The 356-nt window shown below is 59.8% G+C and carries 1 protein-coding gene; it reads left to right on the top strand.

Translation table 11 applies throughout. The features are described from left to right. Positions 1-356, top strand: a 356-nt coding sequence (locus AB4048_RS29040; protein WP_442205382.1) for a helicase-related protein, incomplete at both ends; no start/stop codon positions are given.

Genomic DNA, 356 nt, shown 5'->3' with positions numbered 1-356 from the left:
ACGTCGGGCTGGTGCATGGCCGCATGAAGCCGACCGAGAAACAGGCAGTGATGCAGGCCTTTAAACAGGGCGAGCTTCATCTGCTGGTCGCCACTACAGTCATTGAGGTTGGCGTGGATGTACCGAACTCCAGCCTGATGATTATTGAGAACCCTGAACGCCTTGGTCTTGCGCAACTCCACCAGTTACGCGGGCGCGTCGGACGTGGCGCGGTGGCCTCACACTGTGTGCTGCTCTACAAATCCCCGCTGTCGAAAACCGCGCAAAAGCGCCTGCAGGTGCTGCGCGACAGCAACGACGGCTTTGTGATTGCGCAAAAAGATCTCGAGATCCGCGGCCCGGGCGAACTGCTGGGC

Source organism: Rhizobium sp. RAF56 (genome assembly GCF_052113965.1).
Lineage (GTDB): Bacteria > Pseudomonadota > Alphaproteobacteria > Rhizobiales > Rhizobiaceae > Rhizobium.
This window is presented reverse-complemented; position numbering and strand designations above follow the sequence as displayed.